Consider the following 17,920-nt stretch of genomic DNA (forward strand, 5'->3'; position numbering starts at 1 on the left):
CAACCACAACCTTCAATAAGCTCTGTCTGGCAGGAATTCCGTATGATTGCGGAACCCGGCATCAGAGAGGCGGAACCAGCCGAACGGGCCGACCGGGCGGCCCCCGAGGCGTCAGGGCGGCAGCTTGTCGCCGCGCCGCCGCTGGCGCCGGAATTGCCGGACGCCAACCGCCACGGCCTGCCCTTCCTGACTCTCGTCGCCATCGTCGTGCTGGCAGGCCTGTCGCATCTGACCGGAGCGCCGATCTTCATCACCATTGGCCTTTTGGCGACAGCCATCGCCGGGCTCGCCATGCATCTGCGCAACAGGCGCACCCAGCGTCGCGCGGTGGCCCTGCTCGATGCCACGACCGCCCGCAGTCGCGCCGAGATCGAGACGCTGGCCGACCGCATGTGGGAGATGCAGGAGAGCGAGGAGCGCTTTCGCGGTCTGATCGATGCACTCGGCGATCTCGTCGTCCACCGCGACCGCGACGGCCATATCGTCTACGCCAACAAGGTTTTCGCCGACCTTGTCGAAACCGACCAGCGCGACCTCGCCGGCAAGACCCTGGCGGAACTAGGCATCGATGTCGGCATCGTTCCCGACGCCGCCTTTTCCGACCATGAATGCCTGAGTTCCACTGATGTCGCCATTCGCACGCCGGACGGCCCACGCTGGTTCTCTTGGATCGAGCTGTCGGTGCGCGACAAGGACAGCGGCGCCGTTTCGCATCGCGCCATCGCCCGTGACATCACCGCCCGCAAACGCGCCGAATCCTCGCTGATCACCGCCCGCGAACGGGCCGAATATGCGAGCCAGGCCAAATCGCGCTTCCTCGCCACCGTCAGCCACGAGATACGCACGCCGATGAACGGCATCATGGGCATGGCCCGGCTTCTCGCCGACACCAGCCTTTCGCCCGAGCAGCGGACCTATGTCGGCGCCATCTCGACCTCGGCCAGCGCGCTGCTGGCGCTGATCGAGGACCTGCTCGACTATTCCAAGATCGAGGCCGGCCGCTTCGATCCCGAACCGCAACCGATGTCGGTGCGCGAGATCGCCGACAATGTCATCGAGCTTTTGGCGGCGCGGGCTTTTGCCAAGGATATCGGCCTCGGCTGCCATGTCGAACCCGACGTGCCGCAGCTGATCACCGCCGACCCCGGCAGGGTCAGGCAGGTGCTGCTCAACCTTATCGGCAATGCCGTCAAGTTCACCGACAGCGGCGGCGTCCTGGCAAGCATCGGCCGCGTCCGCACCGAAACCACCAACCGCATCCGCTTCACCATCACCGACACCGGCCCCGGTCTGCGCGAGGAGGACATGGAGCGCATCTTCGAGGACTTCGAACAGGCTGACGGCACCTCGACCCGTACGCATGGTGGTGCCGGCCTCGGTCTCGCGATTTCCAAGCGCCTGGTGACGGCGATGGGCGGCACTATCTCGGTGTCGAGCCGGCTTGGCCAGGGATCCGAATTCGTCTTCGAGATTCCCGCTATTTCCGCCGTCGAGGCGCTGCAGATCCGCCAGAACGCGCTGTTGGGCCGGCATGCGGTAATCGTGTCGAAGAACCTGGTCGAGGCCGAAGCCATCGCCCGCACCATTCGCGCCAATGGCGGAACGGTCGATCTGGCCGCCGCCGCCGCCCAGGCCGCCCCTTTCGCCGAGGGCTGCAACGTGCTTCTGGTCGATGCTGCCATGGAGCAAAGCGACGGCAGGCTGCTCAGGCGCCTGCGCCAGAGCGGATTTGTCGATTGCGAGGCGGTGACGCTGATCGCGCCGACCGACCGCGGCATGCTTGGCGAGTTCCGTGCCAACGGTTACGCCACCTTCCTGGCGAGGCCGGTGCGCGGCGAGACATTGCTGCGCGTGCTTTTGACCAGCCACGCACCGGTCATCGCCGAGCCGCAACCGCAAAAGCGCGGCGCGCAGGCTGGGCACGCCATTGGCGGCCGCCAGCAGGGCCTGTCGGTGCTGATCGCCGAGGACAACGACATCAACGCCATGCTGGCCCGCGCCACCCTCCTGAAGGCCGGGCATCGGGTGAAAGTGGTCGGCAACGGCAAGGCCGCGGTCGAGGCGGTCATCAGCACCGGCCATAAGCACCGCTACGACGTGGTGCTGATGGACCTGCATATGCCTGTCATGGACGGGCTGGACGCCATCGCCGCCATCCGCCGCCATGAGGAGGAGACCGCGGTTCCGCCGGTGCCGATCATGGTGCTGTCGGCCGACAGCCAGGAAAAGACCCGCCACGCCGTGCTCGCCCACGGTGCGAGCGGCTTCGTCACCAAGCCGCTCGACCCTGATGCCCTGGTTCATGCGGTTGAAGGGCAAGTGGCCGCTTGAGGCACAACATAGACGGTCGATAGATTACCCAGCCGACGAAGTATTGCCCGCAGAGCCGTATCACGGTACTGTCACAATCCTGTTGCACCTACACCGTATCCCCGTGCCAAGAGGGATGGCTCGAAGGAGAATCACTCGTGCATACAGTCATGCCGGAATGTGATGCTCGGCCGAACGCCAGCGGGCCTTTGCTCGTCGGCCGGAACGCCGATGCCGTCATAAAAGGCGCATCGCTCGGCCGCATCGGCAATCTCGAAGTGCGGCTCGCCCGCAACGAGGCCGAGATCGCCGCCGCGCAGGAAGTGCGCTACCGGGTGTTCTACGACGAGCTTGGTGCCAGGAAGGACCTGTTCCAGATGCAGGACCGCCGCGATGCCGACCGCTTCGATCCCCTCTGCGACCATCTGCTGGTCTTCGATACTTCGCTTTCCGGTCCCGAGCATCGCCGCATCGTCGGCACCTACCGCCTGCTGCGGCAGGAGATTGCCGCGGCGGCGGGCGGCTTCTATTCCGAAGGCGAATTCGAGTTGACCAAGCTGATCGCGCGACATCCCGGCCAGCGCTTCCTCGAGCTCGGCCGCTCCTGCGTTCTGCCGGAATACCGCTCCAAGCGCACCATCGAGGCGCTGTGGCAAGGCATCTGGGCCTATATCAATCATTACGGCATTGGCGTGATGACCGGCTGCGCGTCGTTCCACGGCACCGTGCCGGCGGCACATGCAGAGGCGCTGACCTATCTTGCCCACCACTGCCGGACGAATTCATCGTGGGACGTGCGTGCCGTCGCCGGGCGCTATTGTTCGATGGATCTGATGCCGATCGAAGCCGTTAACACCAAGGCGGCGATCGCCGCGATGCCGCCGCTGGTCAAGGGCTATCTGCGCGTCGGCGCGCGCATCGGCGACGGTTGCGTCATCGACCGTGAATTCTCGACGGTCGACGTGTTCGTGGTGATGCCGGTCAAGGAGATCGGTGCCCGCTACGTCAATTATTATGGCGGGGAAGCGCAGCGGTTTGCAGCCTGACACCTTAAATCAGGGAATATCTTCCGGACGCCGGCCAGGCTTGCTTTTGTAGGACGGAAAGGCCCAGCCGAATTTCAGCGCGCCGCCGCGTACGCAGAAAGCCGCCATGAAACCTGCCAGGCCCGACGCAAGCGGCGGCAGTCCGGCGAAATCGCCAAGTGTGTAGAGGCCGGCGCCGGCAAGCGCTGCGGTAACGTAGATTTCCGGTCTCAGGAGCACCGAAGGCTCGCCTGTCAACAGATCGCGCAGAATGCCCCCAAGGGTTGCGGTGAGCATGCCGGTGACGATCGAAACTGCAGGTGACCCGGTGATCGTCAGCCCCTTGGCCGCGCCAATCACCGAAAATGCGGCAAGACCTATGGCGTCGAGCCAGAGCAGCAATTTGTAGCGCGACTCGAAACGATGTGCGCTGAAGAAGACGACGACCGCCACCGCCGCACAGATTAGCACATAGTCGCGGTTTCCCACCCAGAACACGGGCACGTTGAGGATGACGTCGCGAAACGTTCCGCCCCCGATGCCGGCAACGCTAGCCAGAAACAGGTAACCGATAATGTCGAGCTGTTTGCGCGAGGCGGCCAGCGCACCGGTCGCCGCGAAGACGGCGACGCCGGCATAGTCGAGAAGCTCGATCGGGTTCATGGAGGGAATAATGAAATACCGAGTGGGGAATAGCGAGTGGCTCCTGCGAATCTGGATTGACTCCAGATAAATTAAATGATTGAATTGTTCATTCAATTATTTGGGTGGACGTCTATGTCCCCTCGCCGCTACAGCATGGCTTCCCGGACTGCCGCCTTCGCCAAGACGAGGCAGCGCATTCTCGACGCGACAATCAAGCTGCACACCCAGAACGGCATCTTTGGCACGACTTGGAAGGATATCGCTACGGAAGCCGATGTCGCCGTTGGCACCGTCTACAAGCATTTTCCTACTCTGGATGACCTGGTGCCGGCGTGCGGCGAATTGCTGATGGAGCGCCTGCGTCCTCCGTCGCCCGAAGCAGTGAGGGAGATAATCGGCGACGCGACCGATCCTGAAGAACGGCTACGCCGGGTCGCCAACGAGCTGTTCGCCTTCTACCAACGTGGCGGACGGCATCTCGAAAGCGACCTGCGCGAGCGCGAGCTTCCGGCCATGCGGGAATGGGAGGAATACCTGCGACACATGGTGGCCGGATTCGTGCGTGAGGCACTGGCGCACGACGGTCCGGGCGATGATGTCGTGCAGGCAATCAGCTTTCTATTCGACTTTCCGACGTTCAACGCCATGCGGATACGCGGTATGACGGTGGACCTCGCCGTCGAAACGGCAACGACAATGGCGCTCTGCTGGCTCAAAGGCAGAGGCCGGACGAGCACGTCTTGAGCGAACAGAATGCGGGAGGCGAAACAAAGGTCAGATGGCAAAGGGAGGAAGTCATGGACACGAATGTCGTTGAAATCACTGAATTTGCATTGAAGCCCGGATTCACCGAGCAGATGTTCCTGCAGACTAGGGATGAAGTGAATGACGAGGTGCGAAAGCTCAGGGGTTTCCTCAACCGTCGCCTGCTCAAATCCGCAGGCGGCTGGACGGAGATATTCGAATGGGCGGACATGGACAGCGCCAAGGCGGCTGGCGAGGTCTGGTCCTCCCTGCCCGGCATCAAAAACTATTGCTCGATGGTGAATTCCGCCTCGATCAAGGTCGGCTACCATTCTGTGGCGGCCGTGGCTGGCGGCGAAGCTGGCAGGAGCACTCCCCACGCCTTTTGCAGTCACGCCTTGGAAGGAGAGGCGCGCTGGTGGCTTGGCTCGCTAGCGGTGATCAAGGCGACAGCGGTCCAGACCGCGGGCCAGTTCACGCTGATCGAAGTGCTCGAGAGCGAAGGTGAGGCGCCGCTGCATGTGCACCATCGCGAGGACGAGTCATTCCTGGTGATGGAAGGCGAGATCGAGTTCGAGATCGGCGGTAAGGCGATTATGGCTGGACCCGGTTCGTTTCTCTTTGGGCCACGCGATGTGCCGCACCGCTATACGGTCAAGCGTGGGCCGGCCCGGATGCTGTTCTTCTTCACGCCTGGCGGTTTCGAGGAACTTCTGAGGGCGACCAGTGTGCCCACCGCCGACAGGCGCATTCCTCCGGACGGCGAAGGAATGCCGGACATGGAGACATTCCCCGACGTGGTCCGCCGCTATGGCTGTGAACTGCTGAGCTGAGGGCAGGAAAGCCTGCACGGCGAACTGTTTGATCGCCCTGAAATCGGATAGGTTGGGGGCGGTCGATCATCCCTCACGCTTTGATGGCGGTTGCTGGCTAACGGAGCCCTACTCCCAGTTCACGCATCCTTCTCAGCCTGCTCGTTCACCGGCCCCGGCTCCACCGGCGCTTCGCTTGCCACATGCTTGGGGCCGCCCTTGGCGACGCCGACCATGGCCGGCCGCAGCACGCGCTCGCCGATCGAATAGCCGGGCTGCACGACCTGGACGACCGTGTTGGCCGGCACGTCGGGATTGGGCACCTCGAACATCGCCTGGTGGAAATTCGGATCGAATTTCTCCCCCTCGGGCTCGAGCTTCTTCACGCCGTGGCGCTCCAGCGCCGACAGCATGGCGCGCTCGGTGATCTCGACGCCGTCGATCAGCGCCTTGAAGCCGGCATCACCCGACGCCTTGGCCTCCTCCGGGATGGCATCCAGCGCACGGCGCAGATTGTCTGATACCGACAGCATGTCGCGGGCAAAATTGGCGACCGCATAGGCGCGCGCATCGTGGACGTCTCGGGCGGTGCGGCGGCGCAAATTCTCCATGTCGGCCGCCACGCGCAGCGCGCGATCCTTCAGCTCTTCGTTTTCCTTCAGTAGCCGCACAAGCGCTTCATAGTCGCCGTCGACGCCGCCTTCCCTTGGCTCCGCGGCAGCCTCGGTCTTCTCGGCTTCATCGGGCGCGCGTTCGTCTTTTGCCTGGTCGCTCATCGCCGTTTCCCGTCATTTTCAAATGGTGTGGATTTGCGCCCGATATCGAGGTTTAGCGGCCAAAAATCAAGGGGCAAGCGATACTGCAGCCGCTGTTGCGGCTCGATGGCGGACGGCGCAAACCTTTCGATTTAATTCAAACTTTACCGTAACCGCCGGCTTTGCTTGCCAGGCTACTACAATGCGGGAACCATTCCTCCCTTGGAAGAGTTTCGAAGCCGACACAGGATTTTGAGATGATGCCCCGCAGGAACGGCGAAAAACGCAACGGGCTCGCCGCCGATATCCGGCGCCAGCTCGGCACCGAAGCGACCAAGCGCTTTCTGCGCACCTTGCCGGCCTTCCGCACCGAGTCCGATATTCCCGACCGTCTGAAGGAATTGCTCGACCGCCTGGACGGCGTGGAAGCCAAGGTGGTCGCAGGCGGGCGCCGTCGGTAGCGCGCCGTTGCCAGGGACGCGACCGGCAATTGTGGCCGGTTGCCATCGCGCGACGTTTACGCGCAGTAACTTTGCGTGATCTCCGTCTTGCGGCAGCGCCCTGCTCCGCCTATGTTTCATGATGAACATGATTTCCCCCGAAGCTGTGGCAAACAGCAAGCGCGCCTGGTTGAAAATCCTGTCGCGCTATAAAAAGCCCGACAGACGTCGCAGCGCTGTCGAACTCGCCATCACCCTCATCCCTTTCGCCACGTTATGGGCGCTGTCCTCGGCCGCCTATGCCTATGGCCATTGGTGGGGTCTGGTCCTCATCCTTCCGGCCGCCGGCTTTCTGGTGCGGATCTTTATGATCCAGCACGATTGCGGTCACGGCTCCTTCTTTGCCAATCGCTATGCCGACGACTGGATCGGCCGCGTCCTTGGCGTGCTGACGCTGACGCCCTACGATTGCTGGCGCCGCGCCCACGCAACCCATCACGCCAGCGCCGGCAATCTCGACGAGCGCGGCACCGGCGACATCAAGACACTGACCGTCGCCGAATACCGGCAACTGTCGTGGCGGGGCCGGCTCGCCTATCGCCTCTATCGCCATCCGCTGGTGATGTTCGGCCTTGGCCCGATATGGATTTTCATTTTCGAGCAGAGACTGCCCTTGGGCATGATGCGGGGCGGCCTCACCCCTTGGGTGTCGTCGATGTCCACCAACCTCGCCATCGCCGTCATCGCCGCTCTGCTCATCTGGTTCGTCGGCCCCGGCGCGTTCCTGGTCGTGCATCTGCCGATCGTCATTCTCGCCGGATCGGCCGGCATCTGGCTGTTCTACGTCCAGCATCAGTTCGAGGAAACGGAGTGGACAAAGGACTCCGAGTGGGAATTCCAGCACGCTGCCCTGCACGGCTCGTCCTATTACGACCTGCCGCCGGTTCTGAACTGGATCACCGGCAATATCGGCGTCCACCATGTGCACCACCTCTCGGCCAAAGTGCCGTGTTACCGGCTTCCGGAAGTGCTGAGGGACTATCCGGAGTTGCGTGAGATCGGCCGCGTCACGCTTCTCGACAGCCTGCGCTGCGTCAAGCTGGCGCTATGGGACGAGAGCCGCAGCAAGCTGGTCTCGTTCCGCGAAGCGCGGATGGCCGTGTAGACGCACCGCCGCACCTAAAGCGCGTCGCGCTCGACCGGCCTCATGCGACGCGCTTTAAGTTCTTGTTTATGCATGCCGTTATCGCAAAACCGCTGCACACTTTTGCGCGACATGCATTAGGGGCGCGGCGGCTCCAAATTCCGAGCTTAAGCCGCCTGGCGTTGGTCGCGCATCAGGATCTCTCCCTGGCGAATCTCGGTGCCCAGCACTTTCAGACATTCGCGCATGAAGGCGGCAAGGCCCGGCCAGCCCTTGGCCGACACCAGATTGCCGTCGACATGGGCACCCGTCGGCGCAACATCGATATAGATGCCCCCGGCCAGCGTGACTTCCGGCTCGCAATATTGCAGCGCCGCGACTTCCCTGCCGCGCACCACGCCGTCGACCGCGATCAGGATCTGCACGCCGTGGCAGATGGTGAAGATCGGCTTGCCGGCCTCATGGAAATGCCGCACCAGCGCCTGCACGCGCTTGTCGATGCGGATATATTCCGGCCCGCGCCCGCCCGCCGCGTAGACGGCGTCGTATTCGGCCGGGTTGACCTCGGAAAACGTCTTGTTGAGGATGTAGTCGTGGCCGAGCTTTTCCGTATAGGTCTGGTGGCCTTCGAAGTCGTGCAACGAGGTCTTCAGGATGTCGCCGACCTTCTTGTCGGGGCAAACGACATGGACCGTATGGCCCACCGCATGCATGGCCTGTTCAAAGACGAAAATCTCGTATTCCTCGCTGAACTCGCCAACGAGCATCAATATCTTCTTGCCAGCCATACCCGGTTCCTCCCTTGTGGCCACATTTATTCGGATCGCAAAATAATGGACCTATCCTAAGACGGGGACGGGCAAAATAAAAGATCGAATCGGCAATGTGGTCCGACCAGATCGTGCTTCTGGTCCCCTGGAGCAGATCAGCTGGCGCGCACCCGCCGCCAGGAATATTTCGGGCCTTTGGCCTCCGGCTTCACCGCCGGCTGGTAGAACAGCGGCAGTCCGCCGGTGCGGCCTTGCTCGAGCCGCTTCAGCAGCACCGGGTGCGAGATCTCGAATTCGTCGAAGCCGAGGCGCAGCATGTGCGGCAGCTGGTCGATAAGCACCTGCCCGGTGGCGCGCATGGCGCCGGTGAAATGGTAACGGCTGCGCAGCAATTCGCCCTTGGAGAACGAGCGGCCGTCATTGAACGCCGGGAAGGCCAGCGCCACCAGCGACAGCTGATCGAGCAGGCCGGCGATCTTTTCGAGCTGATCGCCGGGCTGCAGCAGCACGCCGATGCGTTCCTTCGCCGACCGCCGCACCTCCCGATCGAGGCCGAGAAACGCCTGCAGCGGCAGGATGAAGCGGCCATTGCCGACCAGCGCCTCGGCGCTTTCGGCATGAACCCACTCGTCCTCGCAAAAACCATTCGGCGTCCACAGCCGGGTGGCGTTTTCCGCTATCAATTCGCTCATCAAGAAATTCCCAAGTCCACAAGGTTCTAAAGTGCAAAACACCTCAGGGGGTGTTGAGATTCAGGTCAGGCCGAGCCGGAGCCGAAGGCGGGCGCGAAGCGACCAAACTGCGTGGCTTCCGAGAACCGGAGCGGAGCGTACTTTTGGGTACGTGAGCGCCGGAAGCGCAGGAAGCCGCCGTTTGCAGGCCGGCATCACCTGAATATCAATATATCCTAAAGTGAGGCATCGGTCAGCGACTTCTCCAGCCCCGACAAATGGATGCCGCATTCGGTCTTGGCGTGCCCGGCCCAGCGGCCACTGCGCGCGTCGTCGCCCGGCTGCACCGGCTGCGTGCAAGGGAAACAGCCGATCGACAGATAGCCATAGGCGACGAGCGGGTTTTCACGCAGCGCATGTGCGCGCATGTAGCTGGCCTGGTCTGATGTCGTCCAGTGCGCCAGCGGATTGATGCGGATGCGCGAGCCGACCGCCTCGAACACCGGAAGCGCTGCCCGGGTCGCGGCCTGGAAGCGCTTGCGTCCGGTGAACCAGGCGCGGAACGGCTCGACGCCGCGCGCCAGCGGCTCGACCTTGCGCACGTCGCAGCAGGCGTCGGTATCGGTCTCGTTCAGATTGCCGGTCGGGTCGATCCTTGCCAGCGCCGCATCGTCGGGCCTGATCACCCGGATATCGGTCAACCCGAAATCGGCGACCAGCGCGTCACGATAGCCGAGCGTTTCCTCGAAATGCTTGCCGGTGTCGAGAAAGATCACCGGCAGCGTGCGGTCGATCTCCGCGATCATGTGCAGCAGCACCGCCGAATCCGCGCCGAAGGACGAGACGGCGGCGATTTCGCCGTGAAAGAATTCCCGGGCCGACCGCTCGATAATCTCCAGCGGCTTTAGATGGCCATAGAGCGCGTCGAGACCCGCCGCTTCGGCGGCGATGCCGGCCTCGACGTCGATGATCCGGTCAAGCGGCCTTGGTTTCGCCAGCATAGAGCGCCTCCTTGAACGGCGCGGGACCGACACGGCGGTAGGCGTCGATAAATCTTTCGTTTCTGTCCAGCCGAAGCCCGAGATAGGTCTCGACGATCTGCTCGATGGCATCGGTGATCTCTTCCGAACTGAAGCCGCGGCCGATGATCTCGCCGACCGAGGTGTTCTCGTCGGCCGAGCCGCCGAGCGTCACCTGGTAGAGCTCGGCGCCTTTCTTCTCGACGCCGAGGATGCCGATATGGCCGACATGGTGATGGCCGCAGGCATTGATGCACCCGGAAATCTTCAGCTTCAATTCGCCGATCTCGCGCTGGCGCTCCAGCGAGGCGAAGCGCCGCGAGATTTCCTGTGCCACGGGAATCGAACGCGCTGTCGCCAGCGCGCAATAATCGAGGCCGGGGCAGGAGATGATGTCGCTGATCAGGTTGGAATTGGCCGTCGCCAGCCCGATATCGACAAGCGCGTCATAGACCGCCTTGAGGTCGGCACGCGCGACATGCGGCAGGATCAGGTTCTGCTCGTGACTGACGCGCAGCTCGTCGAAGGAATATTTTTCGGCAATGTCTGCGACCGCTTCCATCTGGCTGTCGGAGGCGTCGCCGGGCGTCTCGCCAATGCCCTTGAGCGAGATGGTCACCGCCGCGTAGTCGGGATGGCGATGGGTGACCACATTCTGGTCCAGCCATTCGGAAAAGCTCTTCGAGTCGAGTCGGGCAAGCTTGACCGCCTCGTCGCCTTCCGGCCGATCGACAAGCGCCGGCGGCGCGAAATAGGCGTCGATGGCGCGGATGTCTTCTTCCGGCAGCCTCAGCTCGGCGTCCTTCAACTCCTGCCATTCGGCCTCGACCTGGCGGGTGATCTCCTCGACGCCGGTCTCGTGGATCAGGATCTTGATGCGCGCCTTGAACTTGTTGTCGCGACGGCCGTAGAGGTTGTAAACGCGCAGGATCGCCGTGCAGTAGGACAACAGATCCGCTTCGGGCAGGAAGTCGCGGATCTTCTTGGCCACCATCGGCGTGCGGCCCTGGCCGCCGCCGACATAGACGGCGAAACCAAGCTCGCCGGCGGCGTTCTTCTTCAGATGCAGGCCGATGTCATGCGTCTGGATGGCGGCGCGGTCGCGCTCGGCGCCGGTCACCGCGATCTTGAATTTTCGCGGCAGGAACGAAAACTCCGGATGCACCGACGACCATTGCCGCAGGATTTCGGCATAGGGGCGCGGATCGGCAACCTCGTCGGCGGCGGCGCCGGCGAAGTGGTCGGCGGTGACGTTGCGAATGCAGTTGCCACTGGTCTGGATGGCGTGCATCTCGACGCTTGCCAGGTCCGCCAGGATCGCCGGGATGTCCGACAACGCCGGCCAGTTGAACTGGATGTTCTGGCGGGTCGTGAAATGCCCATAACCCTTGTCGTATTTGCGTGCGATGTGGCCGAGCATACGCAGTTGCTTGCTGTTCAGCGTGCCGTAGGGCACGGCGATGCGCAGCATATAGGCATGCAGCTGTAGATAGACGCCGTTCATCAGCCGAAGCGGCCGGAACTGGTCCTCGGTGATCTCGCCGGCAAGCCGCCGTGCGACCTGGTCGCTGAACTCGGCGACGCGGGCCTTGACGAAATCGTGGTCGAACTCATCGTAACGGTACATTTTCAGGTCTTTCCGGGCGCGTCCGCCCGTTATTTTCTTCGTTCGAGCACGATCGGGATCATGCTTGTGTCATCTATGCCGCGCGTGCGGCCTGCGGACGGGCCTGCTTGCCCAGATCGTGGCGGGTGGTCGGGCCGGCGGCACGGATCTTTTCGCGCAGCCGGACCGCCTCGACAGTGCCGTTGACCACAGTCACGTCGATCAGATTGACGTCGACCACCTCATTGTCGGCGGAGGCCTTGGCGCCGATCGCCTCCAGCCGGTCCTCGGCCGCCTTGTCATGGGCGATGTCGGCATGGTCGATGATCTCGGCCCAGCCGCCATTGGCGTACCAGACGGCTATGCCGTCGGCGAGACGGTTCGCGGTCAGCACTTTCATTGGTTCACTCCTTCCGCGGCAGCACGGGCCACGCTGTCCTGCCTGTGTGCGGCCAGCGGCTCGGACCGTTCGAAATTGGCGCCGGCGACGGCGTCGCCGATGATCGTCATCACCGGGCCGCTGAGGTCGGCGCGCGCCTCCAGCGACGGCAGGTCGGCGAGCGTGCCGTGGAAACGGCGGCGGTTGGCAAGACTGGCATTCTCGACCACGGCGACGGCCGTGTCCGGCGACAGGCCGGCTTCGATCAGCCGGCCGGCGACCTCGGCGGCGACCGAGCGCCCCATATAGACGGCGACCGTCGCGCCCGAAATGGCGAGCTTTGCCCAATCGGGCAGCGAATTTCCCTTGAGGTCGTGGCCGGTGGTGAACACCATCGACGACGACACGCCGCGCAACGTCAGCGGCAGTTCGAAATCGGCGGCGGCGGCGAAGGCCGCGGTGACGCCCGGAACCACTTCGTAGGCGACGCCGGCATCGCGAAGTGCCGCCATCTCCTCGCCGGCCCGGCCGAACACCAGCGGGTCGCCGGACTTCAGCCGCACGACGCGCTTGCCGGCGTGGCCAAGCTCGACCAGCAGCGCATTGATCTCGGCCTGGCTCTTGGAATGGCAGCCCTTGCGCTTGCCGACCGGCAGGCGTTCGGCATCGCGGCGGCCCATGGCGACGATGGCCTCCGGCACCAGCGCGTCATGGACGATCACGTCGGCTTCCATCAGCAGGCGATGGGCGCGCAGCGTCAAAAGGTCCTCGGCGCCGGGACCGGCGCCTACAAGCGCGATATGGCCCGATGCCGGTTCGTTCGAAAGCAGCAGGCCGACGGCGGCATCATGCGCCTGCGAAAGCTCGCCGGCCTCCACGGCACGGGCCGGCGCGCCGCCAAAGAAATCGCTCCAGAAGCGGCGGCGGGCATTGCCCTTCGGCAGCAGCTTTTCGGCGGCGCCGCGAAACGACGCGGCAAGTGCCGCTAGCGGCCCGAGCGAGGGCGACAGCATGCGGTCGATGCGGCTGCGCAGCATCTGCGCAAGCACCGGGCCGGCACCTTCCGTGCCGATGGCAATGGCGACCGGCGCGCGGTTGACCAGTGCCGGCGTGAAGAAATCGCAGAGCTCCGGCCGGTCGACGGCATTGACCGGAATGCCCAGCCGGCGCGCATCCCCGGCAACGCGGCGGTCGAGCGCCTCATCGCCGCTGGCGGCAAACACCATCACCGCACCATTGAGATGTGCTGCATTATAGGCGTCGGCAATGTGGGTGGCGCCCGTCTCGGCGATGCAGGCCAGCAGATCGGCGCTTGCGGCATCGCTGACGATGCGCAGCACAGCGCTCGACTGAGCGAGCAGCCGCGCCTTGGCCAGCGCTTCCTCGCCGCCGCCGACGATGGCGACGGCTTCGCCCTCGACCCGCATGAAGACGGGAAAGGCATTGAGCTTAGGCTTGGCTTGCGGCATGACGAGCGGAATCCTGGAACCGTTTGCCAGTTCTACGCGGGGCCGCGAAAAACCAGAAGGCACCCACTCGCGCATCGCTTCGTAGCAGGCAATCTCTTTTCTGCAAGCATAACGGCCAAGAGAAAAATATTCCACATTCAGATGCGGAGCGGATTGAAGCTGCTGTTGCGGCCCTTGATCCGCTGCCTTTCTAGCGGCTTGCCGAGCCAGCCACAAAACAGATTTTTCCAATTTCTACCAATTTAGTAGATTAAAGCCGCCGCATGCCAGCCGAGCCATCAAAGACAGCCTGGCGCTCTCGCCGGCTCCTGTCGGAGATACCGGGTCCGAGTACCGGAACATTCACGCCTCGGCACGCGTTTGCTCTATAGGGCCAAGCCCGGTCATGCCCCTGCGGCAAAGGCCCGGCTATGGGCTTGAAAAATCAAAAAGGAGCGCCCCATGAGCAACGTCAGACTGAAACGCGGACTGTGGATCGTGGTGGCAGATGGCGAAAAGGCGCTGTTCCTCGAGAACCGTGGAGACGTCCAATATCCCGACCTTCAGGTCGTGCACGAGATGGAGCAGGAAAATCCGGCAACCCGAGAGCAAGGCACGGACCGCCCCGGCCGCTACAGCGACGGCCCTTCCGTCCACCGCAGTGCGGTCGAGGACACCGATTGGCACCGCCTCGGCAAGGAGCGTTTTGCCGACGAGATTGCCGACCGGCTCTACAAGCTCGCGCATCGCGGCACCTTCAAGGAGATCGTGCTGATCGCACCGCCGCCAGTGCTGGGCGACATGCGCCGGAAACTGCACAAGGAGGTCACCGACAAGATAACGGCCGAAATTCCAAAGACGCTGACCAACCACAGCATACCCGATATCGAGAGCCTGCTGCAGGCGACCTGATCGGGCATCGGCGGTGCGTACATTCCTTATTGATCGTGAGGCTGAAGCAGCCCAGGGCAATCGCATCAGGTTTGTGCTGCCCCTCACCCTTACCCATTCCGGGGCGAGCCGCTTGTCTCGCCCGTCCTTCGGCCCCCCGTGAAAGACGGGGAGAGGGGGTTGCCAGCGTTGCGTCCAAGCCCCTTCTCCCTGTCACTTACGGGGAGAAGGTGCCGGTAGGCGGATGAGGGGCAGCGTTCCGCCCTCCCACCCCGACGCAAGGGTGAGGAGAGAAACACAAGGCGGCACGTTCACCCTCCAAGCCTCGCTCCGGAAGATGTCGAAATGGGCCTCCTTCGCCACGTTCCAATCGGTTCAAAGCTGACCGGGGGCCGGATCACGGCGACAAAACGTACTGTCGGTCGGGATGCGCCAGCATCGTCATTGACCGTCGAGCATCACGGCCATGCAGATGGTGTCGACATAGCGACCATCAATGCAAACGCTACGCCTGAGGACACCTTCCGTAACGAAACCAGTTTTCTCATACAGCGTTATGGCCCGGCTATTATCGGCGTGCACCGAGAGTTCAACGCGAACGAAGTTTTCTTGCCGAGCCTTTTCTAAGGCGGCGGTGATAAGGCGACGGCCCAATCCTTGTCCACGATAATCGGGTATGATTCCTATCGCTAAACTTCCGCGATGAGCGTGAGATGGAAAGAAATGGCGGGTGATGTCGCACCATCCCACAACGCGGTCTCCTTCCGTCGCCACGATATGCGGGTTTCGCTGCTTAATCATATTCAAAACGAAATCGCGTGTCTCAGGAAGCGGGAACGCTTCAAGCATGGTCAGGTATTTTCGCTCCCGCGCGACAACGTCGAGAGCCGCATGGAAACTCTCAATGTGCTCTGCGGCTGTATTGGCGATTTCAACCATACTTCCTCCAAGGTTCTCCGCTTTCCCAAAGTCTTTGTCGAAGATTGTCTCATCCGCAAGCGCCCGGCTTCAAAAACGCCTGTGGCGCAGTAGGAGGCTGCCACGATCTGACAGGACACGGGTTGGCGAATCGTGCCTGATGCGTCGCACCCATCTTCCATCCCGAGGACCGCTTCGGTCTGCTAACGGATGAATCCCAGTTCTATCAATGCACAATTAGCAGCGTCTGCCTGCGCGAACGGGATAAGCCCTTTTCCGTATCAATCGCCTGCCTAGAGCAGGCCGCGCCGGGTGGCAACGCTTACCGGCTCTCTGCCTTTTGCTTCTTTGCCATCGATTTCATGGGGATTGCGGGTTGTCTCGCGACTGTCCGAGCCCCCATACTGCCGAGGCGGCGGCTTTCGGGCGGCGCACGTCCGACATGGCAATTCCTGAAGGCGCTCCATAGACAATGCCGCATGACACGCCCCTTATCGCCACCATCGTTGCCGGTCTGGGGCTGGCTTTCGTCTTCGGCGCACTTGCCAACCGTTTTCGCGTGCCGCCGCTGGTAGGCTATCTCATTGCCGGCGTTCTGGTTGGACCGAACACGCCGGGTTTCGTTGCCGATGCCGGCCTCGCCAATGAACTGGCCGAGATCGGCGTCATCCTGCTGATGTTCGGCGTCGGCCTGCATTTCTCGCTGAAGGACCTGTTGTCGGTCCGCGCCATCGCCGTGCCCGGCGCCATCGTGCAGATCGGCTTCGCGACAGCCCTTGGCGCCGGCCTCGCCTGGATGCTCGGCTGGTCGATGGGCGCCGGGCTGGTCTTCGGCCTGGCGCTTTCCGTGGCCTCGACCGTGGTGCTGTTGCGCGCGCTGCAGGAGCGGCGGCTGATCGAGACCGAGCGTGGCCGCATCGCTGTCGGCTGGCTGATCGTCGAGGATCTGGCGATGGTGCTGGCGCTGGTGCTTTTGCCGGCATTGGCCGGCGTGCTCGGCGGCCAGGAGCAGGTGGGGGTGCACTCCGGCGGTCTGCTGTCGCTGCCGGCGAGCTACGGCGTCTGGGGCGTCGTCGGCATCACACTGGCCAAGGTCGCGGCCTTTGTCGTGGTCATGCTGGTGGTCGGCCGCCGGCTTATCCCCTGGATCCTGCACTACGTCGCCCATGCCGGATCGCGCGAACTGTTCCGGCTGGCGGTGCTTGCGATTGCGCTTGGCGTCGCCTTCGGCGCGGCCAAGCTGTTCGGCGTGTCGCTGGCTCTCGGCGCTTTCTTCGCCGGCATGATCATGAGCGAATCCGAGCTCAGCCATCGGGCGGCCGAGGAATCGCTGCCGCTGCGCGACGCCTTTTCCGTGCTGTTCTTCGTTTCGGTCGGCATGCTGTTCGACCCGTTCAGCCTGATCAGCAATGGCTGGCCGATCCTGGCGACGCTGGCCATCATCGTTATCGGCAAGTCGCTGGCAGCCTTCGTCATCGTCGTCGTTTTCCGCTATCCGGTCGCAACGGCATTGATGATTTCGGCAAGCCTTGCCCAGATCGGCGAATTCTCGTTCATCCTGGCCGAACTCGGCGTCGGGCTGAAACTGCTGCCCGAACAAGGCCGCGACCTCATCCTCGCCGGCGCCATCCTGTCGATCGTCCTCAATCCGCTGATGTTTCTTGCCGCCGACCGGATGAAACCCTGGCTGGGAGCACGCGCCGGCAGGACGGCGCCGTCCGGCGAAGCAAGGCCGATCGGCCCGGCGACCGAACCCGGCCAGGTGGCTTCGGTCGCGGCGCCCGCGAAGGAGGATGGCCCGCCGCCCAGGACGAGGCTGACCGGCCACACCATCCTGATCGGCTACGGCCGCGTCGGCAGCCTCGTCGGCGCGTCGCTGAAGCAGGCCGCCCTGCCCTTCCTCGTCATCGAGGATGCCGACAAGACGTTGGCGAAGCTCAAGGCCGAAGGCGTCGAAACCGTGGCCGGCAACGCGGCGAATGGCGACGTGTTCGCCGCATCCAATGCCGAGGGCGCGAAGCGGCTGATCCTGGCCATCCCCAACGCCTTCGAGGCCGGGCAGGTCGTGCTGCGCGCCCGCGCCGCCAATCAGACAATCGAGATCATCGCCCGCGCCCATTCCGATGCCGAGGTCGAGCACCTCAAGGGCCTTGGTGCCGACACCGTCATCATGGGTGAACGCGAGATCGCCCGCGGGATCGTCGAGGAGGTTTTGGCAGCACCGAAAGCGCCCACGGCAGCCTAAGCCTGCGCTGCCCCGCCAGCGTAGCGGTCAAGCCCCTTCTCCCCGTTCTTCACGGGGAGAAGGTCCCGGCAGAGGGATGAGGGGCAGCGTCAACGATT

The 17,920-nt window shown here is 63.4% G+C and carries 17 protein-coding genes; 8 read left to right on the top strand and 9 right to left on the bottom strand.

Annotated features, from left to right (window positions below):
- Nucleotides 1-42: 42 nt before the first annotated feature.
- Nucleotides 43-2,331 carry a hybrid sensor histidine kinase/response regulator gene (locus NKJ93_RS29450; RefSeq protein WP_023718947.1) on the top strand — a complete coding sequence of 763 codons (2,289 nt, stop codon included), beginning with the start codon at nt 43-45 and terminating at the stop codon, nt 2,329-2,331.
- A 149-nt stretch (nt 2,332-2,480) separates the two neighbouring features.
- The gene (gene olsB, locus NKJ93_RS29455) at nt 2,481-3,356 is read left to right on the top strand and encodes a l-ornithine N(alpha)-acyltransferase (RefSeq protein WP_023675251.1); all 876 of its coding nucleotides are present in this window, start codon (nt 2,481-2,483) and stop codon (nt 3,354-3,356) included.
- 9 nt (nt 3,357-3,365) lie between these two features.
- On the opposite strand, the gene NKJ93_RS29460 is transcribed toward olsB, so the two are convergent.
- Nucleotides 3,366-3,998, bottom strand: a complete 633-nt coding sequence (locus NKJ93_RS29460) for a trimeric intracellular cation channel family protein (protein WP_023718946.1) — start codon at nt 3,996-3,998, stop codon at nt 3,366-3,368.
- 75 nt (nt 3,999-4,073) lie between these two features.
- Between NKJ93_RS29460 and NKJ93_RS29465 the strand changes: the two genes are divergently transcribed.
- Nucleotides 4,074-4,724, top strand: coding sequence for a TetR/AcrR family transcriptional regulator (locus tag NKJ93_RS29465; RefSeq protein ID WP_084642653.1), 651 nt, complete (start codon nt 4,074-4,076; stop codon nt 4,722-4,724).
- 53 nt (nt 4,725-4,777) lie between these two features.
- Complete coding sequence (locus tag NKJ93_RS29470) at nt 4,778-5,557, top strand: quercetin 2,3-dioxygenase (RefSeq protein WP_352495491.1); 780 nt, start codon at nt 4,778-4,780, stop codon at nt 5,555-5,557.
- Between the two features lie 119 nt (nt 5,558-5,676).
- Here NKJ93_RS29470 and grpE read toward each other — a convergent pair whose 3' ends face one another.
- Nucleotides 5,677-6,312: a nucleotide exchange factor GrpE gene (gene grpE / locus NKJ93_RS29475; RefSeq protein ID WP_023675250.1), complete on the bottom strand. Its 636-nt coding sequence runs from the start codon at nt 6,310-6,312 to the stop codon at nt 5,677-5,679.
- Between the two features lie 236 nt (nt 6,313-6,548).
- On the opposite strand from grpE, the gene NKJ93_RS29480 reads away from it, so the two are divergent.
- Both NKJ93_RS29480 and NKJ93_RS29485 read left to right on the top strand, forming a co-directional pair.
- Nucleotides 6,549-6,752, top strand: coding sequence for a hypothetical protein (locus tag NKJ93_RS29480; RefSeq protein ID WP_023718943.1), 204 nt, complete (start codon nt 6,549-6,551; stop codon nt 6,750-6,752).
- 121 nt (nt 6,753-6,873) lie between these two features.
- On the top strand, nt 6,874-7,896 hold the full coding sequence (locus NKJ93_RS29485) for a fatty acid desaturase (protein ID WP_023675248.1): 1,023 nt from the start codon (nt 6,874-6,876) through the stop codon (nt 7,894-7,896).
- A 146-nt stretch (nt 7,897-8,042) separates the two neighbouring features.
- On the opposite strand, the gene NKJ93_RS29490 is transcribed toward NKJ93_RS29485, so the two are convergent.
- From NKJ93_RS29490 to cysG, 6 genes are all read right to left on the bottom strand, one after another.
- Nucleotides 8,043-8,663 carry a DJ-1/PfpI family protein gene (locus tag NKJ93_RS29490; protein ID WP_352592656.1) on the bottom strand — a complete coding sequence of 207 codons (621 nt, stop codon included), beginning with the start codon at nt 8,661-8,663 and terminating at the stop codon, nt 8,043-8,045.
- 137 nt (nt 8,664-8,800) lie between these two features.
- Complete coding sequence (locus NKJ93_RS29495) at nt 8,801-9,337, bottom strand: DUF934 domain-containing protein (protein WP_023718941.1); 537 nt, start codon at nt 9,335-9,337, stop codon at nt 8,801-8,803.
- 215 nt (nt 9,338-9,552) lie between these two features.
- A complete protein-coding gene (locus NKJ93_RS29500) occupies nt 9,553-10,317 on the bottom strand; it encodes a phosphoadenylyl-sulfate reductase (protein ID WP_023718940.1) in 765 nt (254 codons plus the stop codon).
- Nucleotides 10,292-11,962 (bottom strand): nitrite/sulfite reductase, encoded by a 1,671-nt coding sequence (locus tag NKJ93_RS29505; protein WP_352592659.1) that lies wholly within the window; start codon nt 11,960-11,962, stop codon nt 10,292-10,294. The genes NKJ93_RS29500 and NKJ93_RS29505 overlap by 26 nt, the downstream gene beginning before the upstream one ends.
- A 73-nt stretch (nt 11,963-12,035) precedes the next feature.
- The gene (locus tag NKJ93_RS29510) at nt 12,036-12,341 is read right to left on the bottom strand and encodes a DUF2849 domain-containing protein (protein ID WP_023718938.1); all 306 of its coding nucleotides are present in this window, start codon (nt 12,339-12,341) and stop codon (nt 12,036-12,038) included.
- Nucleotides 12,338-13,789 carry a siroheme synthase CysG gene (cysG, locus tag NKJ93_RS29515; protein ID WP_352592662.1) on the bottom strand — a complete coding sequence of 484 codons (1,452 nt, stop codon included), beginning with the start codon at nt 13,787-13,789 and terminating at the stop codon, nt 12,338-12,340. Before cysG ends, NKJ93_RS29510 begins: the two co-directional genes overlap by 4 nt.
- 441 nt (nt 13,790-14,230) lie before the next feature.
- On the opposite strand from cysG, the gene NKJ93_RS29520 reads away from it, so the two are divergent.
- Nucleotides 14,231-14,680: a baeRF12 domain-containing protein gene (locus NKJ93_RS29520; protein ID WP_023718936.1), complete on the top strand. Its 450-nt coding sequence runs from the start codon at nt 14,231-14,233 to the stop codon at nt 14,678-14,680.
- Nucleotides 14,681-15,100: 420 nt separating this feature from the next.
- On the opposite strand, the gene NKJ93_RS29525 is transcribed toward NKJ93_RS29520, so the two are convergent.
- Nucleotides 15,101-15,598: a GNAT family N-acetyltransferase gene (locus NKJ93_RS29525; protein ID WP_023718935.1), complete on the bottom strand. Its 498-nt coding sequence runs from the start codon at nt 15,596-15,598 to the stop codon at nt 15,101-15,103.
- Between the two features lie 451 nt (nt 15,599-16,049).
- Between NKJ93_RS29525 and NKJ93_RS29530 the strand changes: the two genes are divergently transcribed.
- Nucleotides 16,050-17,822, top strand: a complete 1,773-nt coding sequence (locus tag NKJ93_RS29530; protein ID WP_352592665.1) for a cation:proton antiporter domain-containing protein — start codon at nt 16,050-16,052, stop codon at nt 17,820-17,822.
- The last annotated feature ends 98 nt before the right edge of the window (nt 17,823-17,920 follow it).

Source organism: Mesorhizobium sp. M0028, assembly GCF_040323855.1.
GTDB lineage: Bacteria > Pseudomonadota > Alphaproteobacteria > Rhizobiales > Rhizobiaceae > Mesorhizobium.

Coding starts and splice junctions, on each gene's coding strand:
- NKJ93_RS29510 (WP_023718938.1), bottom strand. CDS start 12,341: ATGAAAGTGCTGACCGCGAACCGTCTCGCCGACGGCATAGCCGTCTGG.
- NKJ93_RS29450 (WP_023718947.1), top strand. CDS start 43: ATGATTGCGGAACCCGGCATCAGAGAGGCGGAACCAGCCGAACGGGCC.
- NKJ93_RS29480 (WP_023718943.1), top strand. CDS start 6,549: ATGATGCCCCGCAGGAACGGCGAAAAACGCAACGGGCTCGCCGCCGAT.
- NKJ93_RS29465 (WP_084642653.1), top strand. CDS start 4,074: ATGATTGAATTGTTCATTCAATTATTTGGGTGGACGTCTATGTCCCCT.
- NKJ93_RS29460 (WP_023718946.1), bottom strand. CDS start 3,998: ATGAACCCGATCGAGCTTCTCGACTATGCCGGCGTCGCCGTCTTCGCG.
- NKJ93_RS29520 (WP_023718936.1), top strand. CDS start 14,231: ATGAGCAACGTCAGACTGAAACGCGGACTGTGGATCGTGGTGGCAGAT.
- NKJ93_RS29470 (WP_352495491.1), top strand. CDS start 4,778: ATGGACACGAATGTCGTTGAAATCACTGAATTTGCATTGAAGCCCGGA.
- NKJ93_RS29505 (WP_352592659.1), bottom strand. CDS start 11,962: ATGTACCGTTACGATGAGTTCGACCACGATTTCGTCAAGGCCCGCGTC.
- NKJ93_RS29490 (WP_352592656.1), bottom strand. CDS start 8,663: ATGGCTGGCAAGAAGATATTGATGCTCGTTGGCGAGTTCAGCGAGGAA.
- NKJ93_RS29525 (WP_023718935.1), bottom strand. CDS start 15,598: ATGGTTGAAATCGCCAATACAGCCGCAGAGCACATTGAGAGTTTCCAT.
- olsB (WP_023675251.1), top strand. CDS start 2,481: ATGCCGGAATGTGATGCTCGGCCGAACGCCAGCGGGCCTTTGCTCGTC.
- NKJ93_RS29500 (WP_023718940.1), bottom strand. CDS start 10,317: ATGCTGGCGAAACCAAGGCCGCTTGACCGGATCATCGACGTCGAGGCC.
- cysG (WP_352592662.1), bottom strand. CDS start 13,789: ATGCCGCAAGCCAAGCCTAAGCTCAATGCCTTTCCCGTCTTCATGCGG.
- NKJ93_RS29530 (WP_352592665.1), top strand. CDS start 16,050: ATGCCGCATGACACGCCCCTTATCGCCACCATCGTTGCCGGTCTGGGG.
- grpE (WP_023675250.1), bottom strand. CDS start 6,312: ATGAGCGACCAGGCAAAAGACGAACGCGCGCCCGATGAAGCCGAGAAG.
- NKJ93_RS29495 (WP_023718941.1), bottom strand. CDS start 9,337: ATGAGCGAATTGATAGCGGAAAACGCCACCCGGCTGTGGACGCCGAAT.
- NKJ93_RS29485 (WP_023675248.1), top strand. CDS start 6,874: ATGAACATGATTTCCCCCGAAGCTGTGGCAAACAGCAAGCGCGCCTGG.